This is a genomic window from Streptomyces anulatus (genome assembly GCF_000721175.1).
Classification (GTDB): Bacteria; Actinomycetota; Actinomycetes; order Streptomycetales; family Streptomycetaceae; genus Streptomyces; species Streptomyces anulatus_C.
Map to the genome: position 1 here is coordinate 147,469 of NZ_JOEZ01000001.1, position 18,549 is coordinate 166,017.

Sequence of the window (18,549 nt, forward strand, 5' to 3'; positions counted from 1 at the left end):
TTTCGTCGAACACGCGCCGCCATCCGGAATTCGTTCGGGTGGCGGCGCTGTCGTATCAGCTGGGTACGCTGAGTGCACGGGCCAGGATCCCTTCCATGGGAGGAACCATGACCGCCGAGGCACAGTCCGAAGCGTCGCAGCAGCGGCGCACCAACCCCGGGTGGCCGGTCCCGCCACCGGACGGCTACACCGTGGACGACCTGACCTCGATCGACGAGCTGTAGGGCCACCGATCCCCCGGTCACCGGATACCGGATCCCGGGTTCTCGTTACAGTGAAGAACATGAGTTCCCCTCTCCGGTTCGACCGCGCGCACACCGATGACCTGATGTCCTTCCTGGCGGCCAGCCCGTCCCCGTACCACGCCGTGGCGAACGCCGCCGCGCTGCTGGAGGAGGCCGGCTTCCGGCAGGTCGAGGAGACCGCCGCCTGGGACGCGTCGGCCGGTGGGAAGTACGTGCTGCGCGGCGGGGCGATCGTCGCCTGGTACGTGCCGGAGGGCGCGCAGGCGCACACTCCGTTCCGGATCGCCGGTGCGCACACCGACTCCCCGAACCTCCGGGTGAAGCCGCTGCCCGACACCGGCGCGCACGGCTGGCGCCAGATCGCCGTCGAGGTCTACGGCGGCACCCTGCTGAACACCTGGCTCGACCGGGACCTCGGCCTGGCCGGGCGGATCTCGCTGCGGGACGGCACGCACCGGCTGGTCAACATCGACCGGGCGCTCCTGCGGGTGCCGCAGCTGGCCGTGCACCTGGACCGGTCTGCCAACACCGAGGGGCTCAAGCTCGACCGGCAGAAGCACATGCAGCCGATCTGGGGGCTCGGCGACGTCGAGGAGGGCGACCTGATCCGCTTCGTCGCCGAGGAGGCGGGCGTCGACGCGGAGGACGTCACCGGCTGGGACCTGATGCCGCACGCCATCGAGCCGCCCTCCTACCTGGGCCGGGACCGGGAGCTGGTGGCCGGGCCCCGGATGGACAACCTCCTGTCGGTGCACGCCGCGACCGCCGCCCTGGCCGCCGTCGCCGGGCAGCCCGACGCGGACATCCCGTTCATCCCGGTGCTCGCGGCCTTCGACCACGAGGAGAACGGCTCGCAGTCCGACACCGGCGCCGACGGGCCGCTGCTCGGATCGGTGCTGGAGCGCTCGGTGTTCGCGCGCGGCGGCACGTACGAGGACCGCGCCCGCGCCTTCGCCGGCACGGTCTGCCTCTCGTCCGACACCGGCCACGCCGTACACCCCAACTACGCGGAGCGGCACGACCCGACGCACCACCCGGTCGCCAACGGCGGGCCGATCCTCAAGGTCAACGTCAACATGCGGTACGCCACCGACGGCAGCGGCCGTGCCGTGTTCGCCGCGGCCTGCGAGAAGGCGGGCGTGCCGTGGCAGAGCTTCGTGTCCAACAACGCGATGCCCTGCGGCACCACGATCGGGCCGATCACGGCGGCCCGGCACGGCATCCAGACCGTGGACATCGGCGTGGCGATCCTCTCGATGCACAGCGCGCGTGAGCTGTGCGGCGCCGACGACCCGTATCTGCTGGCGAACGCGCTCGCCTCGTTCCTCGCGGGCTGAGGGCTCTCAGCCGCCACCCAAGCGCCTCCGCGCACATGGTTGTTGCCGGGCCGGGTACGCGACCCGTACACCGGCCCGGATTCACCGGGCGGTCGAGGAGGCGGAATTCATGGGACTCGGAGGATGCATTCTCCTGATCGGTGGGGGCGCGATCCTGGCGTTCGCCACGGACTGGAAGATGGACACCGTCAATGTCGACCTGGTCGGCTGGATCATGATGCTTGTCGGCCTCGTCGGGGTCTTCGTCTACATGAGCATCGCGCGGCGCCGCCGTATGGTCGTGCCGCCCACCACCACGGTCGTCCAGGACGACGAGCAGCGCTACCACTGACGACCGGCGCGACGACCGGTCCGCGTGGACGGCCGAAAGCCGTCACCGGGTCGATCGGCGCTGCTTCGGACCTGCGGAATCCCCGATATTCTGGGTCGGATCCCGCGCCCCCACCGTGGGTGCGTCCCGCCCGGAAGGGGAGCCGCTCGTGGAGTTCCGGCTGCTCGGCACGGTCTCCGTCGAAACGCTCACCGGGCCCCTGCCACTGGGGCCCGCCAAACGGCGCAGTCTGCTCGCCGCTCTGCTGCTGTCCGCCAACACGCCGGTCTCCGTGGGGCGGTTGACGGACTGCCTGTGGGACGACGAGCCGCCCTCACAGGCCCGTGGCGTCATCCAGGGACACGTCTCCCGGCTGCGTGCCCTGCTGGCGGGCGCGGACGCGGAGGCGTACGGAGTGGAGCTGGCCACCCTCGGCGACGCGTATGTGCTGCGGGCCCCGGAGACGCTGCTGGACACGCAGCGGTTCGAGGAACTGCTGATGCTGGCGCGGCAGCAGCGCGGCCCCGACGACGCCGTGCTGATGCTCAAGGAGGCCCTGTCCCTGTGGCAGGGCCCCGCGCTCAGCGGTGCGTTCGCAGGTCAGCCGCTCCGGGTGGCCGCGCACTCCCTGGAGGAATCGCGGCTGGCGACGGTCGAGCACCTGTCCCGCGCGTACGGGGCGCTCGGTGAGCACCACCGGGCCGCCGCCCTGCTGACGGCGGAGACTGCGGCCCATCCGCTGCGCGAGTCGCTGGCCGCGGAACTGATGCTGGCGCTGTTCCGGGCGGGGCGTCAGTCGGAGGCCCTGGACCGTTTCCACCGTACGAGGCGGCTCCTCGCCGACGAGCTGGGCATCGACCCGGGCCACGAGCTGGCCGACGCCTACGCACTCATCCTGCGCGGCGCGCCCGGGCCCCCGAGCGCCGACCCGCCGGATGGCCCCACGCCCTCCCCTGCCGCCGGGCCGCCCGGTGCCGGGGGTCAGTCCCATGGTGCCGGGGGTTCGTCCCGTGGTGCCGGGGAGGGTAGGGAAACGGACTCCCCCGCCCCGCCACGTCCGCCCTTCCCGGCCGTGCCCCCGTCGCCGGCCGGCGAGCCGCACCCCGTCGACCTGCTGCCCCGCGCGCCCCGCGGCTTCCACGGGCGCGCCGCCGAACTGGCCGCGCTCAGCCGGTCGGCGGCGGGCGAGGCCCCCGTCTGTCTGGTCACCGGGCCGGCCGGCGTAGGTAAGACCGCGCTGGCCCTCCAGTGGGCGCACCGCAACCCCGCGCTCTTCCCGGACGGGCGGCTCTTCGCCGATCTGCGCGGGTTCAGCGCGGCCGGGGAACCCGCGCTCATCGACGTCCTGCGGGAGTTCCTGCTCGCGCTCGGCGTCTCCCCGCGCCGCGTTCCGGAGTCCGTACCGGCCGCCGCCGCGCTGTTCCGCTCGCTGACCGCCCGGCGCAGGCTGCTGGTGGTCCTGGACAACGCCCGCGACTCCGCCACCGTCAGGACACTGCTGCCGGGCGGCGCCGACTGCGTCACGCTGGTCACCAGCCGCCACCGGCTGGAGGGGCTCATCGCCTCGGACGCCGCCCGCCCGGTCCCGCTCGACACCCTGGAGACCGACGACGGCACGGCGCTGCTCGCCGGGGTGCTGGGGGAGGAGCGAGTCCTCGCCGAACCTGTGGCGGCGCGCCGGCTCTCCGAGCTGTGCGGCGGACTGCCCCTCGCCCTGCGCGTCACCGCGGCCCGCCTGGCGGGGCGGCCCGGCTGGACGCTCGCCGCTCTGGCCGGTGAACTGGCCGACGAGCGCGGCCGGCTGGCGTATCTCGACGTGGACGACACCGGGGTCGCCGCCGCGCTGCGGCTCACCGTCCAGCATCTGCCGCCCGGGACCGTCCACCAGTTCGCGCGGCTCGGCCACCATCCGGGCGGCCACTACGACCCGTACGCGGCGGCCGCGCTCGCGGGGACGGACCCGGTCACCGCCAGGGCGGCGCTGGAGCAACTGGCCGCCGCCCACCTCGTCACCGAGACCGCCCCCGGGCGCTGGGTCCTGCACGACCTGGTGCGCCTCTACGCCCGGAGCCTGGACCCGGCGTCCGCGCGCGAGGCCCTGGTCGGCGTGCTCGACCACTGCATCGCCACCGCCCTGGCCGCCGCCGACACGGCGGAGCCCGGCGGCGAACCCTGTTTCGTGCTCCCGGCGGACTACCGCCGGCCCAGTGCCGTACAGGACTTCGCCGACCGTGCGGAGGCGATGCGCTGGCTGGCCACCGAGCGCGAGGACCTGGCGCTGACCGCGCTGGCGGCCCGGGAGGCGGGGCTCGACGACCGGGCCTGGCGGATCATTCTGCTCCAGTGGCCGCAGATGGTGTGGCGGGCGCGGGACAGCTGGTCCCCGCTGCTGGAACTGGCCCTGGAGTCGGCCCGCGCCGAGAAGGACGCGTACGCGGAGTCGAGGGTGCTCACGCTGCTGGGCTGGGTGATGACGGAGGAGGGCCGCACCGCCGAGGCCGCAGCCCTGCTGGAGCGCTCGCCCGTGCTCGCCCGGGAGGCCGGCGACCCGCTGGGAGAGGCGACCGCGCTGGTCAACCTGGCGCTCGTCCAGGCCGAACTGGGCGCGCTGCCCACCGCACTGGAGAACTGCGCACGCGCCGTCGAACTGGCGGAGGGAGACCCGCACACGGAGATGCTCACGCTCCAGCACCTCGCCCGGATGCACCTCACCGCGCACCGCCCCGAGGAAGCCCTCGCCTGTGCCCGGGCCGCGCTCGATCTGGGGCCCGAGCACGAGGAGGCGGGGCGCCGCTCCCTGCTGCTGGCCGTCTGCGGCGAGGCGCAACTGGCCCTGGGCGACGAGGAGGACGGCGTACGACTGCTGGACCGGGCCGCGCGGGAGGCGGAGCGGGCCGGCTACGACGAGGGGGCCGTACGGGCGTTGGAGGCGCTGCTGCGGGTGTCCGCACGGACGGATTTCCGGCGGCGACACGACGAGGCGCTGCGACGGCTCTCCGACGAGAGCTGAGCGGAGCCCGACGTCAGCAGGACGTCAGCGGGACAGCAGCGATACGTGAGCGGCGGCGGGCAGAGTCGTTCCCGTCAGCCACTCACGGCGAACGTCTCGACCGGACGTCCGCCTCACCGTCACTTCGGGGGAATTCCATGCGTGCCTTCCGCAACCGCACCACCGTCCTGGCCGCCGCGACCACGGCAGCCCTCGCTCTCGCTCTCACCGCCTGCGGTGACAACGGCACCGGCACCAAGTCGGCGGGCTCGGCGTCGAGCGACTCCGCGACCGTCGCCGCGTCGGCCGCCGAGTCCCCGAAGGCCGCCGACGACGCGGCGGAGACCGGCACCACGGGATCCACCGGCAGCGGCACCGGATCCGGCACCGCGCAGGCCGCAGGCGCGACCAAGAGCTCCGGCGGCTCAGGAAACTCCGGCGGCACGTCCGCCAAGGCCTCCGCCCCGCTCTGCACGGCGAAGGGTCTGCAGATCACCGCCGAGCGTCAGGACGGCCCGCCCTACACCCACCTCACGCTGAGCGCGAAGAACACCTCCGGCGCCGGCTGCGAGATGAAGGAGTACCCGCACATCCACTTCCTGGACAACGCGCGGGGCATCGTCCCGCCCGTCGCCAAGAGCAAGCCGGAGGTCCCGGTGATCCTGGAGCCCGGTCAGTCCGCCTACGTCGCGGTGCGCATGTCCGAGGGCGGTCGGAAGGAGAGCACCGAGACGGTGAAGGAGTTCACGGTCACGCTGAAGGCCAACGGCGGCGGCATGGCGGTCGTGAAGTCCCCCGCCCCCGAGGGCCTCTCCGTCAACCCGCAGAAGTGGGCCACGGGCTACTGGACCACCGAGCTCCGCAACGGCGCCGACGACTTCTAGGCGGCCCGGCGGGCAGGCGACTCACAGGCGGCCCGACAGGCGGGCCGCCTGTCGGACGCGCCTCAGAGCCTGTCGGGAGGCCTTCGATCGGAGCGGACGCGGTCCGGTGCGTACGGTTCCAAGGTGCCGAGAGGTCCTCGTAGCGGAGCTGCCAGGGCGTTTCGGCAAAGCCGGAAGCGTGCGCGCCAGGGCGTGGCCGCCCGATCAGAGGTCACCCGACAGGCTCTCAGCCCTGCTCGTCCATGCCCGCCAGCACCAGCGGCAGCCGGGGCTTTCCCTCCGCGGTCACGCGGACGGGGACGCCCCAGTCCTGTTGGTGCACATGGCAGGCCGGGTACTCGTTGGCCGGGTCGTCGTCGCAGGACGCCGCCATCGCGGAGACGTGCAGGACGCCCTCAGTGACCCCGTCCGCGAGGACCAGGTCCCGCCCGAGGTCCGTCCCCGCGCCGGAGCCCTCCGCCAGCAGCTCGGGCGGGGTGGCGGAGACCAGCAGCCGGGTCGAGGGGCCGTAGCGGGTGTCCAGCTTCTGCCCGGCGGGCGCCTGGAAGACGACGTCGAGGCGGAGGGTGCCCGGGGCGATCTCCGTGGCGGCCCGCTGGGTGCGGTGCGCCTGACCGGCGACCCGGACCGCCTCGTCGGGCAGCCGGAGGCGGGTCAGCCGGTGACGGGCGGACTCGACGACGACCAGATCGCCGTCGACCAGAACCGCGTCGCTGGGCTCGCGGACATCGGTGGCGAGCGTGGTGACCTCGCCCGAGGCCGGGTCGTACCGGCGCAGCGCGTGGTTGTAGGTGTCGCTGATCGCGACGGACCCGTCGGGCAGCGCGGTCACGCCGAGCGGGTGCTGGAGGAGCGCCTGGCCGGCGGCCCCGTCGCGGTGGCCGAAGTCGAAGAGGCCGGTGCCGACGGCGGTGTGCACGTGCTCGTCGCGGTCGACCCAGCGCAGCGCGGAGGTCTCGGAGTCGGCGACCCAGAGCCGCTCCCCGTCGGCGGAGACGGCGAGCCCGGACGGCTGGGCGAACCAGGCCTTGACGGCCGGCCCGTCGACCAGGCCCTCGTTGGTGGTCCCGGCGGCCACGCGTACGGTCCCGCTCTCCGGGTAGTAGGCCCACAGCTGGTGCACGCCCGCCATGGCGATCCACAGCCGGTCGCCGAACCAGGCGATGTCCCACGGCGAGGAGAGGTCCACCTCGCGCGCCGGGCCGCTGGTCGGCGTCCCCTGCCACCACTGGCGGCCGGTTCCGGCGAGGGTGCTGGTCACCCCGGTCGTGAGGTCGAGTGCGCGGATGGCGTGGTTGACGGTGTCCGCGACGGCGATGCGGCCGTCGGGAAGCACGGCGAGCCCTTGCGGTTCGCTGAACCGGGCCGTCTCCGGACCGCCGTCGTTCAGGCCGCGTTCTCCGGTGCCGAAGTGGCGTCGTACGGTCTCGCCGTCGGCGTCCAGCTCGACCAGGCGGTGCCGGGTGGTGTCGGAGACCAGGAAACCCCCGTCCGGCAGGAGCAGCGCCTTGCCGGGGAAACGCAGATGCGTGGCGACGGGCTCGGGCGCGACGTAGGGGCCGTCGCCGCGGCGGAGCGTGCCCTTGGCGGCGTGCTCGGCCTCCAGCTCCTCGACGAGCTTCTCGATGGCGTGCGCGTGGCCCTCGCCCGCGTGCTGGGCGACGACATAGCCCTCGGGGTCGATCACGACGAGCGTCGGCCAGGCGCGTACCGCGTACTGCTTCCAGGTGGCCAGCTCGGGGTCGTCGAGGACGGGGTGGTGGACCTCGTAGCGTTCGACGGCGTCGACGACGGCCTGGTGCTCGGCCTCGTGGACGAACTTCGGCGAGTGGACACCGATGATCACCACGGTGTCGCGGTGCTTCTCCTCCAGCTCGCGCAGCTCGTCCAGGACATGCAGACAGTTCACACAGCAGAACGTCCAAAAATCGAGGATGACGACGCGTCCTCGCAGGTCAGCGAGGGTGTACTGCTGGTCGCCTGTATTGAGCCAGCCGCCCTTGCCGATGAGCTCGGGGGCGCGGACGCGTGCACGTGTTGCCATGACACCAGTCAACACCGTGACCGCCTGTCCGCATTCCGCCGGGCCCCGGGGGAACCTGTGCCCCATGAGACTTCTCGTACGTGAGCGGCTGTTCGCCATCGGCGACGACTACTGGATCGAGGACGACGGGGGCCGCAAGGTCTTCCTGGTCGACGGCAAGGCGATGCGGCTGCGCGACACCTTCGAGCTGAAGGACGCCGACGGACGGGTCCTGGTGGAGCTGCGGCAGAAGCTGATCAGCCTGCGCGACACGATGCTCATCGAGCGGGGCGGTGAGGAGCTGGCCAAGGTCAAGCGCAAGCGGCTGTCGCTGCTCCGCAACCACTACCGGGTGACGCTGGTGGACGGCACGGAGCTGGACGTCAGCGGCAAGATCCTCGACCGCGAGTTCGCCATCGAGTACGACGGCGAACTGCTGGCCCAGATCTCACGCCGCTGGCTGACCCTCCGGGACACGTACGGCATCGACGTCGTCCGGGACGACGCCGACGCCGCGCTGCTCATCGCGGTGGCGATGTGCGTGATCGTGCTGGCGGACAAGGAGAACAAGGACTGAGCGCTCACCCGTGCGCGGGCTTTCGTTGTTTCACGTGAAACGTGAGACGTGGAGCTTGGGCTGTCAGGCGCTCGGGCTTCGACTCATCCCCTGTCGCCCGGCCGCCCGCCGGTCCGCCTGGACGAAGGCCGCCGCCGTAAGGGCGACGGTGGCCGCGAAGGAAACCGCGAGCGTCGGGTTGAGCCAGGACGGGACGACCCCACTGGTGAACTCCTGGCCGTCGGAGGTGCGGCACAGGACGTGCACCGGGAGGTAGCGCACCTCGTGCGTCTCCACATGAGCGCCTTCCGACAGGCCGGGCGCGTACCGGCACTGGTGCATGGGCGTCGAGTCCGCTCCCGATCCGACCTCGCTGACCGCGAACCCGACCAGGAGGAGGCCGAAGAGGTAGAGGACGACCGTGACCGAGGCGGCGAAGATCGACATGCCACGGAGGAACGTCGATTCGGAACTGCTCGGTTCAACCATGGCGCTCACTGTAGACAGGGCGTCCCGGCCGCCCGCGACGGGCAGTCCTCAGAGCGGCGGCGCGAGTCCCAGGCGACGGTCCTTCAGGGCCGGGAACTGCTCCCGGGTCGCGCGCACCTTCGCCGGGTCCAGCTCGACGGTCAGGATCTCCTCGTCCGCGCCCGCCCGGGCCAGCACCTCGCCCCAGGGGTCGACGACGATGCTGTGTCCGGCCTGTTGGACACCGGCGTGGGTGCCCGCCGTCCCGACGGCCAGGACGTACGCCTGGTTCTCCACGGCACGGGCCTGCGCCAGGAGCGTCCAGTGGGAGCGCCGGCGCTCGGGCCAGCCCGCCGCGACGACCAGCATCTCGGCGCCCGCGTCGACGAGCCCCCGGAACTGCTCGGGGAAGCGCAGGTCGTAACAGGTGGCGAGGCCCAGTGTGGTGTCCGGCAGGGCGACGGTCACCAGCTCTTCGCCCGCGCCCATCATCACGGCCTCGCCCTGGTCGAAGCCGAAGCGGTGGATCTTGCGGTAGGCGGCCGTGCGTTCACCCTCGGGCGAGAAGACCAGGCTGGTGTTGTAGAGGGTGCCGTCGTCCGCGCGTTCGACGAAGGAGCCGGCGTGCAGCCAGACTCCGGCTTCGGCCGCCGCTTTCGCCATCACCTCGTGCGTGGGGCCCTCCAGAGGCTCGGCCTCCTCCGCGAACGCCGTGTAGGCGAACGCCCCGACCGGCCAGAGTTCGGGAAGAATCACCAGGTCGGCGCCCCGCTGGGCGACCACCAGAGAGGCCGCTCGCGCCCTGCGGGCATCGACGGATTCGTCCGGGTCTACTGCGATCTGGATGAGGGAGGCGCGCACACTACCACCGTCCTGGCATTCGAGCCGTCAACACGGGCCTACGATCGTCACACGAAAGCACTGCCGGGGTGCCTGCTCGCAGCGTAACTTGGACCGACCGGAACATGGGGGGTGGGAGAAGGAGCGGGTCTGGACGCGTGCGGCTGCAAGGCGGAGGATTGAGGCATGGCGGAGCCATGGTGATTGACGACAACGCCGCAGATGTGCGTGTCCAGCCCGCGACGCCGCCCCCCCCATGTTCCGGTCGGTCCAAGCCACCGAACCTCCCACGCAGCTCGCCGACAGCGCCGTCAGTGCCAGCCCACCCGCCAGCACTCCCTGCTCTCCAGCCCATGCACCGCAGAACCGCACGAGGGGTCCCGTGACCGTCCATCCCAGCCTCCAGCCCTACACCGACGCCGCGACCCACTCCATCGAGGCGATAGCCGAGCTGGTGAAGCCCCTCGCCGAGGGCGAGTGGAACCGCCGTACGCCCTGCCCGGGATGGTCGGTGCGCGACATCGTGTCGCACGTCATCGGCATGGAGTGCGAGATGCTCGGCGATCCCCGGCCGATCCACACCCTGCCGCGCGACCTCTACCACGTACAGAGCGACTTCGCCCGCTACATGGAGATGCAGGTCGACGTCCGTCGGCACCACACCTCCCCGGAGATCACCGCCGAGCTGGAGTACGTCCTCATCCGCCGGGCCCGCCAGATCCGCAACGAGTCGCGCAGCCCCGAGACCAAGGTCCGCGCCCCGCTGGGCACCGAGCAGACCCTCGAAACGGCGCTGAACCTGAGGGCCTTCGACGTCTGGGTGCACGAGCAGGACCTGCGCGCCACGCTCGGGCAGCCCGGCAACCTGGACTCCCCCGGCGCCCTGATCACCCGCGACATGCTGCTCGCCGGGCTGCCGAAGGTGGTCGCCAAGAAGGCCGGCGCGCCCGCGAATTCGGCGGTCGTCTTCGACGTGCACGGGCCGGTGGAGTTCCTGCGGACGGTACGGGTCGACGCGGAGGGCCGCGGTTCGGTGGACGGAGCGCCCTCGCTGGGCCCCGCCGCGACGCTGTCGCTGGACTGGGAGACGTACGTCCGGCTCGCCTGCGGCCGGGTCCGTCACACGGCCGTCGCCGACCGGATCAAGGTCGAGGGCGACCAGGAGCTGGCCACCGCGATCCTGGACAACTTCGCCGTCACCCCGTAGCCGCATCGCCGGGTACGTGCCCGCGCCTCGGGAGGTTACGCGGGCACGTGCCCGGGAGGGTTACGCGGGCACGTGGACGGCCTCGACGCGGCTCAGCACGTGGTGCTCACGCTCCCTGAGCGCCGCCCGGCGGCGCAGTCGCAGGATCTGGGTGACGCCGAGCGCCTCCAGGACGAAGACCGAGGCGAACGCGAGGCGGTAGTTGTCGCCCGTGGCGTCCAGCAGGACCCCGACGGCGAACAGGGTGGTCATCGAGGCGATGAAACCGCCCATGTTGACGATTCCCGAGGCGGTGCCCTGCCGCTCGGGCGGATTGGCCGGCCGGGCGAAGTCGAAGCCGACCATCGAGGCCGGTCCGCAGGCGCCGAGCACCACGCACAGAACGACCAGCAGCCACATCGGCGTGTGGTCGGCCGGGTAGAAGATCGCGGACGCCCAGAGCAGGGCCGTCGTCGCCACCGTCCCCAGGGCGATCGGAACACGTGCCTCGTGGTGGCGGGCGATGATCTGCCCGTAGACGAGCCCCACCACCATGTTGGACAGCACCACCAGGGTGAGCAGGGTGCCCGCCGTGCCCCGGTTCAGCCCCTGCGCCTCGACCAGGAACGGCATCCCCCACAGCAGCAGGAACACCATCGCCGGGAACTGGGTGGTGAAGTGCACCCACATACCCAGCCGGGTGCCGGGCTCCCGCCAGGCGGCGGCGATCTGCCGGCGGACGTACGCGGCCCCGGCGTGCTGGACGGGCGGCGGCTCGTGGCCCTCGGGGTGGTCCTTGAGGAACAACAGCAGCGGCACCAGCACCACGACACCGGCCAGCGAGCTGCCGACGAACGTCGCGGTCCAGCCGTAGCTGTGCAGCGCCCGCGCGATGAACAGCGTCGAGACGAGGTTGCCCGCCATCCCGAACAGTGCCGCGACCTGGCCGATCAGCGGCCCGCGCCGGGCCGGGAACCAGCGGCTGCCGAGCCGTAGCACGCTGATGAACGTCATCGCGTCGCCGCAGCCGAGCAGCGCGCGGGCCGCCAACGCCATGCCGTACGAGGGGGAGAGCGCGAAGCCGAGCTGTCCGACGGTGAAGAGAACGGCCCCGATGGTGAGGACCTTCCTGGTGCCGAGCCGGTCGACCATCAGCCCGACGGGTATCTGCATGCCCGCGTAGACGAGGAGCTGGAGGATCGAGAACGTGGACAGCGCCGAGGCGTTGACGTCGAACCGGTCGGCGGCGTCGAGTCCGGCGACGCCCAGGCTCGTACGGAAGATGATCGCGACGAAGTAGACGGCGACCCCGATGCCCCAGATCCAGCCGGCCCGCCGGCCGCCGGGCGGGTCACCGGGAAGCGACAGGGTGGGCGCGGCCGCCGAACTCACCGGTCCTCACCCCGCACCAGCACCCGCACCCGGCCCACATGGCGGCGCACGACCTGCGCGGCCCCCTCGGCGTCGCCGGCCCGGATCGCCTCCAGCAGCTCACCGTGCTCGGTGATGTTGGCCGCGATCCTGCCCGGGTGGGCCTCCATCACCGCGACGCCCATCCGCAGCTGACGGTCGCGCAGCTGGTCGTAGAGGCGCGAGAGGATCTCGTTGCCCGCGTTCTTCACGATCTCGGCGTGGAAGCAGCGGTCCTTGACGGCCACCTCCGCCAGATCGCCGTCCTCCGCCAACTGCCGCTGCTCCTCCAGGAGCTGCTCCAGCCGCTCGATCAGCTGCGGCGACGCGGGCACCGCCTTGCGCGCGGCGAACTCCTCGACCAGCAGCCGGGTCTCCACCACGTCCTTGATCTCCTGTGCGGAGACGGCGAGGACGAGGGCGCCCTTCTTCGGGTAGAGCTTGATCAGCCCCTCGACCTCCAGCCGTAGCAGCGCCTCGCGCACGGGCGTCCGGGAGACGCCGACCGCGTCCGCCAGGTCCCCTTCGGTGAGCAGCGTGCCGCCCTCGTAACGGCGTTCCAGGACCGCTTCCTTGATGTGCGTGTAGACACGTTCGGCGGCGGGCGGACGCTTGAGGGAGGGGTTCGGCGACCGTACGGGGGCGGAGGGTGCGGCAGGCATGCGCACAGCATAGATACAACATGCACGCATGTCGGCCCCCGTCCGGATCCTGGACCCCGGGGCGACCGAAGGAGCCAACGGTTCAGGGTTACCCGAATCGGGTCCGCCCCCGCCGTCGCGGACTCGAAGCGGACCCTGCCGTGCACCTACCCGTCCGCCGTCCTGCCGTTCGGGCCGCCCCTCATCGCCACGCTCGGCTGGTCCTGGGCCGGACCCGGCCGCCGCCCTCGCCATCGCCGCCCTCGCGGTCAAGGAGGGCCGCGACGCCTGGCGGGGCAAGGGCTGCTGTGCGCCGACGGCCCATGGTCAAGCCTGCGCAAATTCACCCGTTCGGTAACACATCCATTGCCCCGGCCCAGGAGTCTCACCTCCGAGCGGCACCCTTATGTGGCCGCATATCAGGGGCATTTGGAGCGTTCAGTTGAAAATCAGCATCAAGCGCATCAATCGCGTCACCGTCACGGCCACCGTGACGCTCACCGCCGGCGCGGTGCTCGCGGGCAGCGCCTTCGCTTCCACGGCGCACGCCGCCGCGCCGCCGACTCCGAAGATCGTCGCCAAGGGCGGCTTCGTGATGAACGACGGCACCGGCAAGACCCTCTTCACCAAGTCCGCTGACACCCGCCGCTCCACCGGCTCCACCACCAAGATCATGACGGCCCTGGTGGTGCTGTCGCAGAAGAACGTGAACCTGAAATCCAAGGTCACCATCCAGAAGGCCTACAGCGACTACATCGTCTCGAAGAACGCCTCGTCCGCCCGCCTCATCGTCGGCGACAAGGTCACCGTGGGCCAGCTCCTCTACGGCCTGATGCTCCCCTCCGGCTGCGACGCCGCGTACGCCCTGGCCGACAAGTTCGGCTCGGGCACGACCCGTGCGGCCCGCGTGAAGTCGTTCATCGGCAAGATGAACTCCACGGCGAAGAGCCTCAAGCTGAAGAACACCCGTTTCGACTCGTTCGACGGCATAGGGAGTGGCAACAACTACTCGACCCCCCGTGACCTGACGAAGATCGCCGGCAAGGCGATGAAGAACTCCACGTTCCGCTCGATCGTCAAGACCAAGTCGACGAAGCAGAAGGTGACCACGAAGAGCGGTGGCTACCGCTACATGTCGTGGAGCAACACCAACAAGATGCTCAGCAGCTACAGCGGCGCCATCGGCGTCAAGACCGGCTCGGGCCCGACCGCCAAGTACTGCCTGGTCTTCGCGGCGACCCGTAAGGGCAAGACCGTCATCGGCACGGTGCTGACGTCGTCCTCCGAGGCGAACCGCACCGCCGACGCGAAGAAGCTGATGGACTACGGCTTCAAGAAGTAGCCCGCACGCGCTGTACGGCGGAGGGGCCCGGCCCGCACGGTGTGTGCGAGCCGGGCCCCTTCGCCGTACCCATGCCCTACGGCTGCCGGCGGCGCAGGTCGGCCGTGAAGGCGTCCCAGGCGGCCGGCGCGAGGGTGAGGACGGGGCCGCCGGGACGCTTGGAGTCGCGGACGGCGACGGTAGGGGGGATGTTGCGGGCCACTTCGACGCACTCGCCGTTGCCACTGCTGTAGCTGGACTTGACGAACTCGAAGTGGGGCACAGCTACAACTCCTTGCGAATACGCCCTATGAGAGCGATGGAATCGCGGGGAGCGAGTCCGCTTCTGGCAATGCGACCGAATGTGACGTTGTGGCGGGCTGCATCCGTCTCACTCTCCAGCCACAGCGTAGACGACGTCGTGTCCATGTAGACCACGTCCATCGCACCGGGTTCAGCAAACGAGACAATGCTGAAAGCGCTGGTCATGCCCGGGTGAGATCCCGCGAGGAACGGGACAACCTGCACCGTGACATTTGGCTCAGCAGCCGCGTCCGCCAGGTGGGCCAGCTGAGCCCGCATCACTTCGCGGCCACCGACCAGTTGGCGCAGGGCCGCCTCGGCGACAATCGCCCACAACGCCAGCGGAACGCTGTCCGTAAGACGTGCCTGCCGTGCGATCTTCGCTTCGACGAAACGCTCGATCTCGTCCGGGTCGTCCCAGTCCGCGTTGCCGACCGCGAGCGCCCTGGCGTAGTCCGGCGTCTGGAGCAGCCCGGGAACGAAGGCCCCCTGCCAAGTCCGGACGCCTGTCGCGATGTCCTCGAGCGCAACGTACTCGACCAGCGAGCGCAGCTCCGGGTACTGGTTCCACCAGCCCTTCGCCTTACGGCGTTCCCGGTCCACACGGGCGACTTCCAACAGCCGTCCGACGGACTTCTCGTCCTCCAGGCCGTAGAACTCACAGAGGGTTCGGATGTCCGGGTCCCTCATCGGAACCCAGCCCCGCTCCATCTTAACGATCTTCGAGTTGGTCGCGCTGATGACCTGCGCGGCCTGCTGCTGCGTCTTCCCGGACGCGTCCCGCAGGCGCAGCAGCTCACTACCGAGCCTGCGTCCCAGGACAGTTGACGACCGGTTCCCTTGCGGTGTCGCTGGATTCACGGCTCCAGTGTCCCGCTTTCCGGGGCGACGCGTCGACCGCCGTCCCCCGTTGGGGACAAATGTCTCCGTTTCACTTGCCCTCGCCCTCTGGAGATGACTACTTTCGGTACTCCACCGCTCGCACAGCGGAGCCAACTCGGCGGAAGTGCACCGCCCCGCCCTGCGCCGGAACCGAAGAATCACGGCCCGGCGCACCGCAGCCGCGACATCGCCACCGCCCACCCCACCCCGGAGGCACGTGCCCATGACCGCAGCCCAGACGGCCCCCGTACCCACCCCCGACCCCGACCCCGTCCTCCGCGAGGATCACGTCGACTACACGCCCACCGCGCACAGCGTCGTCCTCAGCCGGCACCGCGCCGCCCGGCTCGTCCTCCAGTGGGGGCACCCCTCCCTGGCCGGAGACGCGGCTCTCCTGGTCAGCGAGTTGGCCACCAACGCCTTGCTGCACGGGGCGATCCGGGGCCGGCTCTTCCGGGTCCACCTCACCCTCACCGCGAGCGCGCTCCGTATCGCGGTGAGCGATCCGCGCGGTGAGCGGCTTCCCGAACCACGCGAGCCCGACGCCGACGACTGCTACGGGCGCGGCCTCCTGATCGTCGCCCAGCTCGCCGACGACTGGGGCGTCGAGCCACGCACGGTCGGCAAGACGGTGTACGCCGAACTCTCCGTACGGTGAGGGCCGGACATGCCGGTGGGCCCGTACGGAGAAACGTACGGGCCCACCGGCACAACGCGTTACGCCCAGGTGATCAGGCGCTTCGGCTGCTCCAGGATCGCCGCCACATCGGCCAGCACCTTGGAGCCCAGCTCGCCGTCGACCAGGCGATGGTCGAACGACAGGGCCAGCGTGGTGACCTGACGCGGCTTCACCTTGCCCTTGTGGACCCAGGGCTGGAGCTTGATCGCACCGACCGCCAGGATCGCGGACTCGCCCGAGTTGAGGATCGGCGTACCGGTGTCGACGCCGAAGACGCCGACGTTGGTGATGGTCACCGTGCCGCCGGACATCGCGGCCGGGGAGGTCTTGCCGTCCCGGGCCGTGGTGACCAGCTCGCCCAGGGACGCCGCGAGCTGCGGCAGCGTCTTGTCGTGCGCGTCCTTGATGTTCGGCACGATCAGACCGCGCGGGGTGGCCGCCGCGATGCCCAGGTTCACGTAGTGCTTCTGCACGATCTCCTGGTTGGCCTCGTCCCAGGTGGCGTTGACCTCGGGGTTCCGCTTGATCGCGACAAGGAGGGCCTTGGCGATGATGAGGAGCGGGTTGATCCGCACCCCCGCCATGTCCTTGTCCTCCTTCAGCTCGGCCACGAGCTTCATCGTGCGTGTCACGTCGACCGTGACGAACTCGGTGACGTGCGGCGCGGTGAACGCGCTGCCGACCATCGCCTGCGCCATGGCCTTGCGGACGCCCTTGATCGGGATACGGGTCTCGCGGGCGGAGACGGCCGCGGCGACCGGGGTCGCGGAGGCAGCCGCTGCCACCGGCTCGGCGACCGGAGGCGCAGCGGCCGGAGAGGCCGCAGCAGCCGGAGCCGCCGCGTGGACGTCCTCGCGGGTGATGATGCCGTCCTTGCCGGTCGGCACCACCGTCGCCAGGTCGACGCCCAGGTCCTTGGCGAGCTTGCGGACAGGTGGCTTGGCCAGCGGGCGGCCGCCGGCCGGAGCACCGGCCGGCGCGGGAGCAGCGGCGGGCGCCGTGTGCCCGTTCAGCTCGGCCTGCACCGCCGCCGCGACGGCGGCGGCCTCCGGAGCGGCCGACGCCCCCTTGCGCGGGCGGCGCTTGGTGGAGGACTCGGCGACGCCGTAGCCCACCAGGACCGGCGTACGGCCCTTCGGCTCGGCTTCCGCCTCGGGCTCCCCCACCGGCTCCTGCACCGGAGCGGCGGCCGGGGCCGGGGCGTCGCCGCTGCCCGGGGCCACGTCGATCGCGATGATCACCTGGCCGACGTCGACGGTCGTGCCTTCGGGGAAGCGCAGCTCGTGCACCACCCCGTCGAACGGGATCGGCAGCTCGACGGCCGCCTTCGCGGTCTCGACCTCGCACACGACCTGTCCGTCGGTGACGGTGTCGCCGGGCTGGACGAACCACTTGAGGATCTCGGCCTCGGTCAGTCCTTCGCCCACGTCGGGCATCTTGAACTCACGGAAGCGAGCAGACGTTTCGGTCATCGTCGTCACGAACCCTCTCCTCAGAACGCCAGCGAGCGGTCGACGGCGTCGAGCACCCGGTCCAGGCCGGGCAGATACTCGTCCTCCAGCCGCGCCGGCGGGTAGGGGACGTGGTAGCCGCCGACCCGCAGTACGGGCGCTTCGAGGTGGTAGAAGCAGCGCTCGGTGATCCGGGCGGCGATCTCCGCGCCGGAGCCGTAGAAGACGGGCGCCTCGTGGACGACCACGACCCGGCCGGTCTTCTCGGCCGACGCCTGGATGGCGTCGAAGTCGATGGGGGACATCGAGCGCAGGTCCAGGACCTCGATCGACTTGCCCTCCTCCTGGGCGGCCGCGGCCGCTTCCAGGCAGACCTTCACCATCGGTCCGTACGCGACGAGCGTGAGGTCGCTGCCCTCGCGGACGGTCACGGCCTGGTGCAGCGGGCCGGGGATGGACTCGGTGTCGACCTCGCCCTTGTCCCAGTAGCGCCGCTTGGGCTCGAAGAAGATGATCGGATCGTCGCTCTGGACGGCCTGCTGCATCATCCAGTAGGCGTCGCTCGCGTTGGAGGGCGAGACCACCTTCAGGCCCGCGACGTGCGCGAAGAGCGCCTCGGGGGACTCGCTGTGGTGCTCGACCGCGCCGATGCCGCCGCCGTACGGAATGCGCACGACGACCGGCAGCTTGATCTTGCCGAGCGCGCGGGCGTGCATCTTGGCGAGCTGCGTGACGATCTGGTCGTACGCGGGGAAGACGAAGCCGTCGAACTGGATCTCGACGATCGGTCGGTAGCCGCGCAGGGCCAGGCCGATCGCCGTGCCGACGATGCCGGACTCGGCGAGCGGGGTGTCGATGACCCGGTCCTCGCCGAAGTCCTTCTGGAGTCCGTCGGTGATCCGGAAGACGCCGCCGAGCTTGCCGACGTCCTCACCCATGATGAGGACCTTGGGGTCGTTGTCGAGGGCGAGGCGGAGCGACTCGTTGAGCGCTTTCGCGATGGACATCTTTTCCACGGCCATGG

Annotated in this window: 18 protein-coding genes and 1 pseudogene; 10 read left to right on the plus strand and 9 right to left on the minus strand. The window is 71.2% G+C overall.

The window, feature by feature from the left end; translation table 11 throughout:
* Positions 1-95 precede the first annotated feature (95 nt).
* The 5 genes from IG90_RS45440 (at position 96) to IG90_RS0100675 (ending at position 5,765) form a co-directional block, all read left to right on the plus strand.
* Positions 96-224, plus strand: coding sequence for a hypothetical protein (locus IG90_RS45440; RefSeq protein WP_324604246.1), 129 nt, complete (start codon positions 96-98; stop codon positions 222-224).
* A 59-nt stretch (positions 225-283) separates the two neighbouring features.
* On the plus strand, positions 284-1,582 hold the full coding sequence (locus IG90_RS0100660; RefSeq protein WP_030575786.1) for a M18 family aminopeptidase: 1,299 nt from the start codon (positions 284-286) through the stop codon (positions 1,580-1,582).
* Between the two features lie 109 nt (positions 1,583-1,691).
* On the plus strand, positions 1,692-1,913 hold the full coding sequence (locus IG90_RS0100665; protein WP_030575788.1) for a DUF6458 family protein: 222 nt from the start codon (positions 1,692-1,694) through the stop codon (positions 1,911-1,913).
* A 148-nt stretch (positions 1,914-2,061) separates the two neighbouring features.
* Positions 2,062-4,902, plus strand: coding sequence for an AfsR/SARP family transcriptional regulator (locus IG90_RS0100670; RefSeq protein ID WP_030575789.1), 2,841 nt, complete (start codon positions 2,062-2,064; stop codon positions 4,900-4,902).
* Between the two features lie 137 nt (positions 4,903-5,039).
* Positions 5,040-5,765, plus strand: a complete 726-nt coding sequence (locus tag IG90_RS0100675) for a DUF4232 domain-containing protein (RefSeq protein ID WP_030575791.1) — start codon at positions 5,040-5,042, stop codon at positions 5,763-5,765.
* A gap of 226 nt (positions 5,766-5,991) precedes the next feature.
* Here IG90_RS0100675 and IG90_RS0100680 read toward each other — a convergent pair whose 3' ends face one another.
* Positions 5,992-7,809 carry an NHL domain-containing thioredoxin family protein gene (locus IG90_RS0100680; protein WP_030575792.1) on the minus strand — a complete coding sequence of 606 codons (1,818 nt, stop codon included), beginning with the start codon at positions 7,807-7,809 and terminating at the stop codon, positions 5,992-5,994.
* Positions 7,810-7,873: 64 nt separating this feature from the next.
* On the opposite strand from IG90_RS0100680, the gene IG90_RS0100685 reads away from it, so the two are divergent.
* Positions 7,874-8,365: an LURP-one-related/scramblase family protein gene (locus tag IG90_RS0100685; protein ID WP_030575793.1), complete on the plus strand. Its 492-nt coding sequence runs from the start codon at positions 7,874-7,876 to the stop codon at positions 8,363-8,365.
* A 63-nt stretch (positions 8,366-8,428) separates the two neighbouring features.
* Here IG90_RS0100685 and IG90_RS0100690 read toward each other — a convergent pair whose 3' ends face one another.
* On the minus strand, positions 8,429-8,833 hold the full coding sequence (locus IG90_RS0100690; protein ID WP_030575794.1) for a hypothetical protein: 405 nt from the start codon (positions 8,831-8,833) through the stop codon (positions 8,429-8,431).
* Positions 8,834-8,881: 48 nt separating this feature from the next.
* Positions 8,882-9,673, minus strand: coding sequence for a carbon-nitrogen family hydrolase (locus IG90_RS0100695; protein ID WP_030575795.1), 792 nt, complete (start codon positions 9,671-9,673; stop codon positions 8,882-8,884).
* A 361-nt stretch (positions 9,674-10,034) separates the two neighbouring features.
* On the opposite strand from IG90_RS0100695, the gene IG90_RS0100700 reads away from it, so the two are divergent.
* Positions 10,035-10,859 carry a maleylpyruvate isomerase family mycothiol-dependent enzyme gene (locus IG90_RS0100700; RefSeq protein ID WP_030575796.1) on the plus strand — a complete coding sequence of 275 codons (825 nt, stop codon included), beginning with the start codon at positions 10,035-10,037 and terminating at the stop codon, positions 10,857-10,859.
* A 60-nt stretch (positions 10,860-10,919) separates the two neighbouring features.
* On the opposite strand, the gene IG90_RS0100705 is transcribed toward IG90_RS0100700, so the two are convergent.
* On the minus strand, positions 10,920-12,230 hold the full coding sequence (locus IG90_RS0100705) for an MFS transporter (protein ID WP_030575797.1): 1,311 nt from the start codon (positions 12,228-12,230) through the stop codon (positions 10,920-10,922).
* Positions 12,227-12,910, minus strand: coding sequence for a GntR family transcriptional regulator (locus IG90_RS0100710; protein ID WP_030575798.1), 684 nt, complete (start codon positions 12,908-12,910; stop codon positions 12,227-12,229). The genes IG90_RS0100705 and IG90_RS0100710 overlap by 4 nt, the downstream gene beginning before the upstream one ends.
* 96 nt (positions 12,911-13,006) lie before the next feature.
* Between IG90_RS0100710 and IG90_RS45445 the strand changes: the two are divergent.
* Both IG90_RS45445 and IG90_RS0100715 read left to right on the plus strand, forming a co-directional pair.
* Positions 13,007-13,247 (plus strand): annotated as a pseudogene (locus IG90_RS45445) (cation transporter); the annotation flags it as partial.
* A gap of 84 nt (positions 13,248-13,331) precedes the next feature.
* Positions 13,332-14,231: a D-alanyl-D-alanine carboxypeptidase family protein gene (locus IG90_RS0100715; protein ID WP_030575799.1), complete on the plus strand. Its 900-nt coding sequence runs from the start codon at positions 13,332-13,334 to the stop codon at positions 14,229-14,231.
* 76 nt (positions 14,232-14,307) lie between these two features.
* Here IG90_RS0100715 and IG90_RS0100720 read toward each other — a convergent pair whose 3' ends face one another.
* The gene (locus tag IG90_RS0100720) at positions 14,308-14,493 is read right to left on the minus strand and encodes a DUF397 domain-containing protein (protein WP_030575802.1); all 186 of its coding nucleotides are present in this window, start codon (positions 14,491-14,493) and stop codon (positions 14,308-14,310) included.
* A gap of 2 nt (positions 14,494-14,495) precedes the next feature.
* On the minus strand, positions 14,496-15,374 hold the full coding sequence (locus IG90_RS0100725) for a helix-turn-helix domain-containing protein (RefSeq protein ID WP_030575804.1): 879 nt from the start codon (positions 15,372-15,374) through the stop codon (positions 14,496-14,498).
* 244 nt (positions 15,375-15,618) lie between these two features.
* Between IG90_RS0100725 and IG90_RS0100730 the strand changes: the two genes are divergently transcribed.
* Positions 15,619-16,053, plus strand: coding sequence for an ATP-binding protein (locus tag IG90_RS0100730; RefSeq protein ID WP_030575806.1), 435 nt, complete (start codon positions 15,619-15,621; stop codon positions 16,051-16,053).
* Between the two features lie 59 nt (positions 16,054-16,112).
* Here the strand turns inward: IG90_RS0100730 and IG90_RS0100735 are convergent, their stop codons facing one another.
* Positions 16,113-17,555 (minus strand): dihydrolipoamide acetyltransferase family protein, encoded by a 1,443-nt coding sequence (locus IG90_RS0100735; protein ID WP_030575808.1) that lies wholly within the window; start codon positions 17,553-17,555, stop codon positions 16,113-16,115.
* Positions 17,556-17,566: 11 nt separating this feature from the next.
* Positions 17,567-18,547: an alpha-ketoacid dehydrogenase subunit beta gene (locus tag IG90_RS0100740; protein ID WP_030575810.1), complete on the minus strand. Its 981-nt coding sequence runs from the start codon at positions 18,545-18,547 to the stop codon at positions 17,567-17,569.
* Positions 18,548-18,549 lie beyond the last annotated feature (2 nt).